The organism is Palleronia marisminoris, from assembly GCF_900172315.1.
GTDB lineage: Bacteria > Pseudomonadota > Alphaproteobacteria > Rhodobacterales > Rhodobacteraceae > Palleronia > Palleronia marisminoris.
Window position 1 is genome coordinate 1 of sequence record NZ_FWFV01000022.1, and the last position, 8,215, is coordinate 8,215.

Annotated in this window: 9 protein-coding genes and 1 pseudogene; 6 read left to right on the top strand and 4 right to left on the bottom strand. The window is 65.8% G+C overall.

Annotated features, from left to right (window positions below):
• The 3 genes from PAM7066_RS18255 to PAM7066_RS18265 all read right to left on the bottom strand — a co-directional run.
• A partial coding sequence (locus PAM7066_RS18255) for a GTP-binding protein (protein ID WP_246799793.1) occupies nt 1-125 on the bottom strand: 125 nt, incomplete at its 3' end.
• 100 nt (nt 126-225) lie between these two features.
• Nucleotides 226-855, bottom strand: coding sequence for a hypothetical protein (locus PAM7066_RS18260; protein WP_175484738.1), 630 nt, complete (start codon nt 853-855; stop codon nt 226-228).
• 68 nt (nt 856-923) lie between these two features.
• Nucleotides 924-3,230 (bottom strand): DNA topoisomerase IV subunit A, encoded by a 2,307-nt coding sequence (locus PAM7066_RS18265; RefSeq protein WP_085855644.1) that lies wholly within the window; start codon nt 3,228-3,230, stop codon nt 924-926.
• 121 nt (nt 3,231-3,351) lie between these two features.
• Here PAM7066_RS18265 and PAM7066_RS18270 point away from each other — a divergent pair, with 121 nt between their 5' ends.
• The 5 genes from PAM7066_RS18270 to PAM7066_RS18290 all read left to right on the top strand — a co-directional run bounded on the left by PAM7066_RS18270 (nt 3,352) and on the right by PAM7066_RS18290 (nt 6,479).
• The gene (locus PAM7066_RS18270) at nt 3,352-3,831 is read left to right on the top strand and encodes an SH3 domain-containing protein (RefSeq protein WP_175484737.1); all 480 of its coding nucleotides are present in this window, start codon (nt 3,352-3,354) and stop codon (nt 3,829-3,831) included.
• A 63-nt stretch (nt 3,832-3,894) separates the two neighbouring features.
• Nucleotides 3,895-4,101 (top strand): twin transmembrane helix small protein, encoded by a 207-nt coding sequence (locus PAM7066_RS18275; protein WP_085855646.1) that lies wholly within the window; start codon nt 3,895-3,897, stop codon nt 4,099-4,101.
• Between the two features lie 3 nt (nt 4,102-4,104).
• The gene (locus tag PAM7066_RS18280) at nt 4,105-4,677 is read left to right on the top strand and encodes a cob(I)yrinic acid a,c-diamide adenosyltransferase (protein WP_085855647.1); all 573 of its coding nucleotides are present in this window, start codon (nt 4,105-4,107) and stop codon (nt 4,675-4,677) included.
• Between the two features lie 114 nt (nt 4,678-4,791).
• Complete coding sequence (locus PAM7066_RS18285) at nt 4,792-5,553, top strand: electron transfer flavoprotein subunit beta/FixA family protein (protein ID WP_085855648.1); 762 nt, start codon at nt 4,792-4,794, stop codon at nt 5,551-5,553.
• The gene (locus PAM7066_RS18290; RefSeq protein WP_085855649.1) at nt 5,553-6,479 is read left to right on the top strand and encodes an electron transfer flavoprotein subunit alpha/FixB family protein; all 927 of its coding nucleotides are present in this window, start codon (nt 5,553-5,555) and stop codon (nt 6,477-6,479) included. Before PAM7066_RS18285 ends, PAM7066_RS18290 begins: the two co-directional genes overlap by 1 nt.
• A 286-nt stretch (nt 6,480-6,765) precedes the next feature.
• On the opposite strand, the gene PAM7066_RS18295 is transcribed toward PAM7066_RS18290, so the two are convergent.
• On the bottom strand, nt 6,766-7,014 hold the full coding sequence (locus PAM7066_RS18295) for a hypothetical protein (protein ID WP_139215059.1): 249 nt from the start codon (nt 7,012-7,014) through the stop codon (nt 6,766-6,768).
• Between the two features lie 681 nt (nt 7,015-7,695).
• On the opposite strand from PAM7066_RS18295, the pseudogene PAM7066_RS18785 reads away from it, so the two are divergent.
• Nucleotides 7,696-8,215: pseudogene (locus PAM7066_RS18785) on the top strand (hypothetical protein); the annotation flags it as partial.

Genomic DNA, 8,215 nt, shown 5'->3' on the forward strand with positions numbered 1-8,215 from the left:
TAGGCGCGGAAGTCACCGAAATACTTGGTGATCGCAGCCGTCAGCGTCGTCTTGCCGTGGTCAACGTGGCCGATCGTGCCGATGTTCACGTGCGGCTTGTTGCGTTCGAATTTTGCCTTCGCCATGGCGGTTCAGCCTCGTTTCTCTGGGGCCAGAACACCCGCACGGGCGGGCCCGGTTCAACAACGCGGGCTCTCTACCGGCGGGGCGGCGGGAACGCAAGCCTCAGTTGGCCGGCGCGGCCGTGGCCATGGAACTGCGGATCGCCGCGTCGGCCCGTGCGTCGAGCTGCGCGCGATCGATCCGCACGCGGGTCTGGCCGGGCTTGGGGGTGAACCACTCGGGGTTCTCGGCCAGCCAACGCTCGACCTGGATGGCACCGGATGCCACGAGGTTCGCCAGTTGCGCTTCCGCGTCGCGCACGATGCCGGAGCCGACGATGGGGGCGACGTTCTCGATCCCCTCGAAGGCGGTGATCTGCTTGGGCTCGGCGTTCAGCCGCTGGCCGGTCGCGTTGTCGTACACGTTCACCTCGAAGATCAGCACGGATTTCGGCGTGTAGATCAACGGGATGCCGGGCTGCGCCAGGACGAAGCCGCCGACCGAGATGCCGATGTGGTAGAGCCCGTCCCCGTCGTAGCGGCCCAGCCGCGCGCCGACCGCCTCGCGTAGGGCCGAGGTGATCTGCTCGTCCGACACCTCGCGCGAGAACGGCCCCTGCTTCACCGTGCGCGCCTGTACGATGTTGTAGCCGAGGCGAAAGTCGCCGAGGTCCTTCGGCCCGCTGTCGTCCGTGGACACGCAGGCGCTGAGGGTCAGGACAAGGCCGAGAGCGGCGAGGCGGCGGGTGATCATGGCGGGGTCCCTCGTTTTTCCACCACGCTTACCGGGGCGGACCGGGGGCACAAGCCCCCGGGCGCAGTTCAGGGGAACCTGTTGTCGCGGGGAAACCCGCGCGGGGCCATGCGACCGGCCGAGGCGCGCTTGCCGACCCATTCTTCAAGCTCCGAACGGCCGACGGTGCGGGTGCGGCCCGCGGGATCCTGCCACGTCAGCCCGTGCGCCAGCGTCAGGGTCGTCGCGTCGGACAGGCCGCCATCCTTGTAGCGCTGCAGCCGGACGCCCTTGCCCCGCGCCATCTCGGGCAGCTCGTCGATCGGGAAGACCAGCAGCTTGCGGTTCTCGCCCACCACGGCGACATGGTCGCCCTCTACGGGCTTGGCCAGCAGCGCCGTCACCGGCGCCTTCACGTTCAGCACCTGCTTGCCGCCGCGGGTCTGGGCGATGGCCTCGTCCTCGGGCAGCAGAAACCCATCGCCGGCGCTGGAGGCTACCAGCAGCTTGGCGCCGGGGCGGTGGATGCGCAGGGTCACGATCTGCGCGTCGTTCGGCAGGTCGACCATCAGGCGCACCGGCTCGCCCATGCCGCGCCCGCCGGGCAGGTTCGCCACCGGCAGCGTATAGAACCGCCCGTTCGAACCCACCAGCAGCAGCTTGTCCGTCGTCTCGGCGTGGAAGGCGATCAGCGGGCCGTCGCCATCCTTGAACTTCAGCTCCTGGCCGAGGTCGATATGGCCCTTCATCGCCCGGACCCAGCCCATCTGCGAGCAGACAACGGTGACCGGCTCGCGGTCGATCAGCGCCTCGATCGGCACGTCCTCGACCTCGCCGGCCTCGGCGAAGCGGGTCAGGCGGGCGCCGCGGGGGTGATCCTTGCCGAACTGCTTCTTTGTCTCGCGCAGCTCGTCGATGATGGCCTGCCACTGGAGGCTCACGTCGGCCAGCAGATCCTCGATCCCCGCCCGCTCGGCCATCAGCTCGTCCCGCTCACGCCGCAACTCGAGCTCTTCGAGCCGGCGCAGGGCGCGCAGGCGCATGTTCAGAATCGCCTCGGCCTGCACGTCGGTCAGTTCGCCCTCGCCCTCGGGCGGCGAGCGATAGGCCTTCTCGTCCACCGCGCGCGGCGGCACGTCCGACCAGTCCTGCCGCATCAGCGCGGGCTTGGGGCCCTCGTCGTAGCGGATGATCTCGATCACGCGGTCGAGGTTCAGGAAGGCGATGATGAACCCTTCGAGCACCTCCAGCCGGTGGTCGATCTTGGCCAGCCGGTGCCGCTTGCGACGCTCGAGCACCTCGCGGCGATGGTCGATGAAGGCGCGCAGCACCTCCTTAAGCGAACAGACCTTGGGCGTGCGGCCGTCGATCAGCACGTTCATGTTCAGCGCGAACCGCACTTCCAGATCGGTCTGCCGGAACAGCATTCCCATCATCATCTCGGGGTCGACGGTCTTGGCCCGCGGCTCGAAGATGATCCGGACGTCCTCGGCGCTTTCGTCGCGCACATCGGCGAGGACCGGCAGCTTCCGGTTCTGGATCAGGTCGGCGATCTTCTCGATCAGCTTCGACTTCTGCACCTGGTAGGGGATCTCGGTGACGACGGCCTGCCATTGGCCGCGGCCCAGATCCTCGACCTCGTAGTGGGCGCGCACGCGGAAGCCGCCGCGCCCGGTGCGATAGGCCTCGGCCATGCTTTCCGGCGTTTCGACGATGGTGCCGCCGGTAGGGAAGTCGGGGCCCTTGACGTAGTTCAGCAGCGTCTCGTCGCGGGCGTCGGGCGTCTTGATCAGATGCACGCAGGCATCCACCAGCTCGCCGATATTGTGGGGCGGGATGTTCGTCGCCATACCGACCGCGATGCCGCTCGCGCCGTTTGCCAGTAGGTTCGGGAAGGCGGCGGGCAGCACGACCGGCTCGGTCAGTGTGCCGTCGTAGTTCGGGCGGAAGTCGACGGCATCCTCGTCAAGGCCGGCCAGCAGCGCCTCGGCGGCCGAGGTCATCCGTGCCTCGGTATAGCGGGCGGCGGCGGGGTTGTCGCCGTCGATATTGCCGAAATTGCCCTGACCGTCCACCAACGGATAGCGCACCGCGAACCACTGGGCGAGGCGCGCCATCGAATCGTAGATCGCCGCATCGCCGTGGGGGTGGTAGTTGCCCATGACGTCTCCGGCGATCTTGGCCGACTTGCGGAAGCCGCCGTTCGACCCCAGCCGCAGCTCGCGCATCGCGTAGAGGATGCGGCGGTGCACCGGCTTCAGCCCGTCGCGCGCATCGGGCAGCGCGCGGTTCATGATCGTCGACAGCGCATAGGTCAGGTAGCGGTCGCCGATGGCGCGGCCCAGCGTTTCCGAAAGCTCTGCCTCGGGGCGTTCGTCGTCTGTCTCGTCGGTCATGGGTGGCGAGATAACCGAGCCACCGGGGGCCCGAAAGCGAATTTGCGTGTCAAGCGAACTTTTCACGCATCGGCACGTTGTTGCGATGAACGACTCGAATCAACAACAAACGAGCGGACATATGTTGCGTCTTACCTGTATCCTCCTCGCCGGTATCGGCATCACCCTGACGGTCGCCGGGCGCGACCTCGACACCCCGGCGGGCGGCACCGATGTCGTCGTGGCCCGCTCTGACACCGATATCCTCGACCCCGGCAGAATTCCCCTGATGGACGAGGCCGGCGCGATCGAGCGTGCCCTCGAGGCGACCCGCAGCTTCGACCCCGTCCAGTCCGCCGAAGCTTCGGCAACGGCGACTGACGCGCGCCCCGCCTCGGCCGAGCAGCTGGAAACCGAGGTCGCGGCCCAGGCCGTGGTCAATGCCAACCGGGTCAACCTGCGTGCCGGCCCCTCGACGTCGAACCAGGTGCTCGACCAGGTCGTGTTGGGCCAGAAGGTCCAGGTTCTTGACCGTGCCGACAACGGATGGACCCAGGTTCGCGTCGTGGATACGGGCCGCGAGGCGTACATCTTCGACCGGTTCCTCAACCTCGAAAGCTGATCCTTCGCTTTTCCGACTGGTTGGGTTATGGCCGCAACGACCAGAACCCAGCCAGGCGTGCCGATGTTCTCTGACCCTCTGCTTCTTCTCGCGTTCGTGGCCTGCGTGGCCGTTGCCATCATCCTGATCATCGGGATCTCCGGTTTCGGCAAGGGCGGCGTGGACAACGCCAAGCGGTCCAACAAGTACATGCGGTGGCGCATCTACGCGCAGGCTCTTGCGGTGGCGCTGATCCTTCTGTTCGTGTGGCTGCGCGGCGTGGTAGGCTAGGCCATGGTCGTTCTGTCCAAGATATACACCCGCACCGGCGACGAGGGCGAGACCGCGCTCGGAAACGGGACGCGGGTGGCCAAGTTCGATGCCCGCGTCGAATCCTACGGCACCGTGGACGAGGCCAATGCATTCTTCGGCATGGCGCGGCTTCATGCCAAGGACGACCTCGCACAGCAGATCGAGCGCATCCAGAACGACCTGTTCGACCTCGGCGCCGACCTTTGCAATCCGGACCTCGAGCGGGATGACGAGGCCGAGCACCCGCCCCTGCGCATGGTCGCCTCGCAGACCGAACGGCTCGAGGCCGAGATCGACGCGATGAACGAACGGCTCGAGACGCTCCGCTCCTTCGTCCTGCCCGGCGGCTCCGCGCTGTCCGCGCATCTGCATATTTGCCGCACGGTCGTCCGACGGGCCGAACGGCTCTGCATCGAGCTGGCCGCTGCGCAGAGTGTGAACTCCCACGCCATCACCTACCTCAACCGCCTCTCCGACTGGTGCTTCTGCGCTGCGCGGTTGGCGAACGACGATGGACGGGCGGACGTTCTCTGGACGCCGGGGGCGAACCGCTAGCCGTCGTTTCCAAGGGAAACGGGGCGTCATTGGCGCTCGACGTGACGTTTTTGCCCTGTAACACCCATCGCGCCCGCGCTACCTCTGGCGCGAATGCAGAGGAGGCCAACAACGATGAAAGTTCTCGTCCCGGTCAAGCGCGTGATCGACTATAACGTCAAGGTCCGTGTGAAGGGCGACGGCAGCGGGGTGGACCTCGCCAACGTCAAGATGAGCATGAATCCCTTCGACGAAATCGCCGTCGAGGAAGCGGTCCGCATGAAGGAGGCCGGCACCGTCGACGAGGTCATCGCCGTCTCGATCGGCGTGAAGCAGTCGCAAGAGACCCTGCGCACCGCGCTGGCCATGGGGGCCGACCGCGCGATCCTGATCGTTGCCGCCGACGACGTCCACCAGGATATCGAGCCGCTGGCCGTCGCCAAGCTGCTGAAGGCCGTGGTCGATGCAGAACAGCCGGGCCTCGTGATCTGCGGCAAGCAGGCCATCGACAACGACATGAACGCGACCGGCCAGATGCTGGCGGCGCTGCTGGGCTGGAGCCAGGCCACCTTCGCCTCGAAGATCGACGTCGAGGGCGAGCAGGCCCTGGTCAAGCGCGAGGTCGATGGCGGGATGCAGACGATCCGGGTGAAGCTGCCCGCCGTCATCTCGACCGACCTGCGCCTGAACGAGCCGCGCTACGCCTCGCTGCCCAACATCATGAAGGCCAAGAAGAAGCCGCTCGACGAGAAGACGCCCGAGGATTACGGCGTCGACGTCTCGCCGCGCCTCGAGGTCGTGAAGACCACCGAGCCGCCCGAGCGGCAGGCGGGCATCCGCGTCGGCTCTGTGGATGAACTTGTGGATAAGTTGAAAAACGAAGCGGGGGTGCTCTGATGGCCGTTCTTCTTCTTGCCGAAGTCACCGGCGGCGCGCTCCAGATGGACGCGACCGCCAAGTCGGTCACTGCGGTGAAGGACCTGGGCGAGGTCACCCTGCTCTGCGCGGGTGCCGAGGCGGCCGAGGCCGCGAGCCAGGCCGCCACGATCGACGGCGTCGCCAAGGTGCTCTGCGCCGAGGATGCGCAGTATGGCCACCGGCTTGCCGAACCCACGGCGGCCTTGATCGTCAGCCTTGCAGGCGATTATAGCCACATCGTCGCCCCGGCGACGACGGACGCCAAGAACATCCTGCCCCGCGTCGCGGCGCTGCTGGACGTGATGGTGATCACCGACGTCTCTGGCGTGGTCGATGCCGACACGTTCGAACGTCCGGTCTATGCCGGAAACGCGCTTCAGACGGTGAAGTCCAGGGACGCGACCAAGGTCCTGTCCATCCGCACCTCGACCTTCGACGCCGCCGGCACCGGAAGCTCCGCCCCTGTGGAGAATATCGGCCCCGCCGAGGCTCCGTCCCTGTCGGAATGGGTCGAGGACCACGTCGCCGCGAGCGACCGTCCCGACCTGACCTCGGCGTCGATCGTCGTCTCGGGCGGCCGCGGCGTCGGCTCGGAAGAGGACTTCAAGATCATCGAGGCCCTCGCCGACAAGCTTGGCGCCGCCGTCGGTGCCTCGCGCGCTGCGGTAGATTCGGGCTACGCTCCGAACGACTGGCAAGTGGGACAGACCGGCAAGGTCGTCGCGCCCGACCTCTACATCGCCTGCGGCATCTCGGGTGCGATCCAGCACCTCGCCGGCATGAAGGACAGCAAGGTCATCGTCGCGATCAACAAGGACGAAGAGGCGCCGATCTTCCAGGTCGCCGATTACGGCCTTGTCGCCGACCTCTTCGAAGCCATTCCGGAACTGACGGAAAAGGTCTGAGTCAAAAGGCGCATCCTTAAACAAGGGCCCTCTCCGCGGTGACGCATTCCGCGTCGTGGAATACGCCCCGACAGGGCCTGCTGCGGTTACCGCGGCAGGCTCTTGTTTTTGTCGAGGTAAAATGCAAGCGCCGGGTGCAGAGGTGCGGTATCGCATCCGAAAAAAGTTCGGACCAGTGCTCTCGTTCTTGGACGGGCGCTCGCGAAGTTTTTTCTACTTCTTTGAAGAACAAGACCAATCTTCTTCCGCTGCAAGCTTGATGCCCCGTCCACGAGTCCGGCCGGATTTATTCCGACCGCTTCTTCAACTCGCGCGCGAATTCAGGTCTGTCCGCCCTATCGACAAAACCGGGACGGCGCCGCGCATGCGGCGAGGTGCCGATGCTCAGCTTGCCCGAGATCTCTTTACGCAGGATCACCTCTACCCGGGCGCGGGGCGCTTCGGGCTGAACACCTGCAACAATGCCGATTGCATGAACGACGGCCGCGGCTTCGAGGCAAACGAGGACCGCAAAGCATGCTTCGCCCTCTCTCACCCTCACCTCTCGCCGGAGCAAGCCGGCACGGTGGGGCTGCATGGGCCGGGGCCTACAAGCTTGCGGGGCCCGACAAGGGATACAAGCGCGTGTCGCAGGTCTTCGAGTATGAGAACGATCCCCACGAGGGGATAGATCCGCTGCAAGGCCCATCTTCTCAATGGCACGACCTGCGACACGGCCTTCTCAATCGTGTCCCCGGCTGAGGACCTACAATGGCATCCTCGACGGCGAGGCCAGCAAAACCTGCGGCACAAGGTATCTCGCGAAGCCCGAAGAATTCATCTTCGCGGGGCGCCCATGATCGGACCAAGGACAGCAAGGGTCATCCGATCAAGCACACGGGCGCACCGGAGGCAGTGCGTGTCATCCACAAGCCTTGCACGAGGAAGAAAGGCGCGAAGATCACGACCTCTCTGCCTCATCGGCGGCAGAAGGCCACCACGGACCACATGCGCATTGTGGGCAACGCCATCAACAGCGCAGGCTTCCGCGATATCCAGCGCGGCGTCGCACCGGACAACTCCGACAAGATCCTGGGCATCAGCCGCATCTACGCCCGGATCGCCTGCCTCGAGCAGGTGTTCCTGGCCTACGAGAGGGACATGCTCCGGCGTTGGCGCGAGAAGGTGGAGGCCAGCGGCAAGACGGTCGACCATCGCCTGATGCCACGACGACCTGTTGCTCCTCGTCAACCGGGAATCCGCCTCGGACAAGCGCAACACTCAGCTCAACGCCTCGATCACCGCCGACGCAACGAGCGGTTATGTCTACCGCTGCAATGTGGACTTCGACCCGCGGGTCTCGCCCGTAGACGAGTTCTACCGAAGCTATGGGGGCCCGGACGGGCGGTTCACAAACCTGACCTGGGACCACGCGAATGCTCAGCCCAACCCAGTGCCTCGGTTCTCATGGCAGCGGCCCACAGGGCGACTCCATGAGCCTCAGTTCTTCGCCGCGGCCATCAACGAGTTGAAGCACTTCAAGCGCAAGCTCAAACCAGGCCTGCACTGGGACCCGATGAAGATCGACCATCGCGTGAGCGAGGCTTGGGTCCGGGCCGACGGCAATCTGAACCGCCCCGGCTTTACCGGAGAGCGTTTCGTTCAACGGGTCAGGCGACCTTATCGCGGGGTTGGGGCTGTTCAAGATGTCGTCTCTCAGCCTCTGCCGGCGGCATGTAACCTAGCGAGCTCAGGAG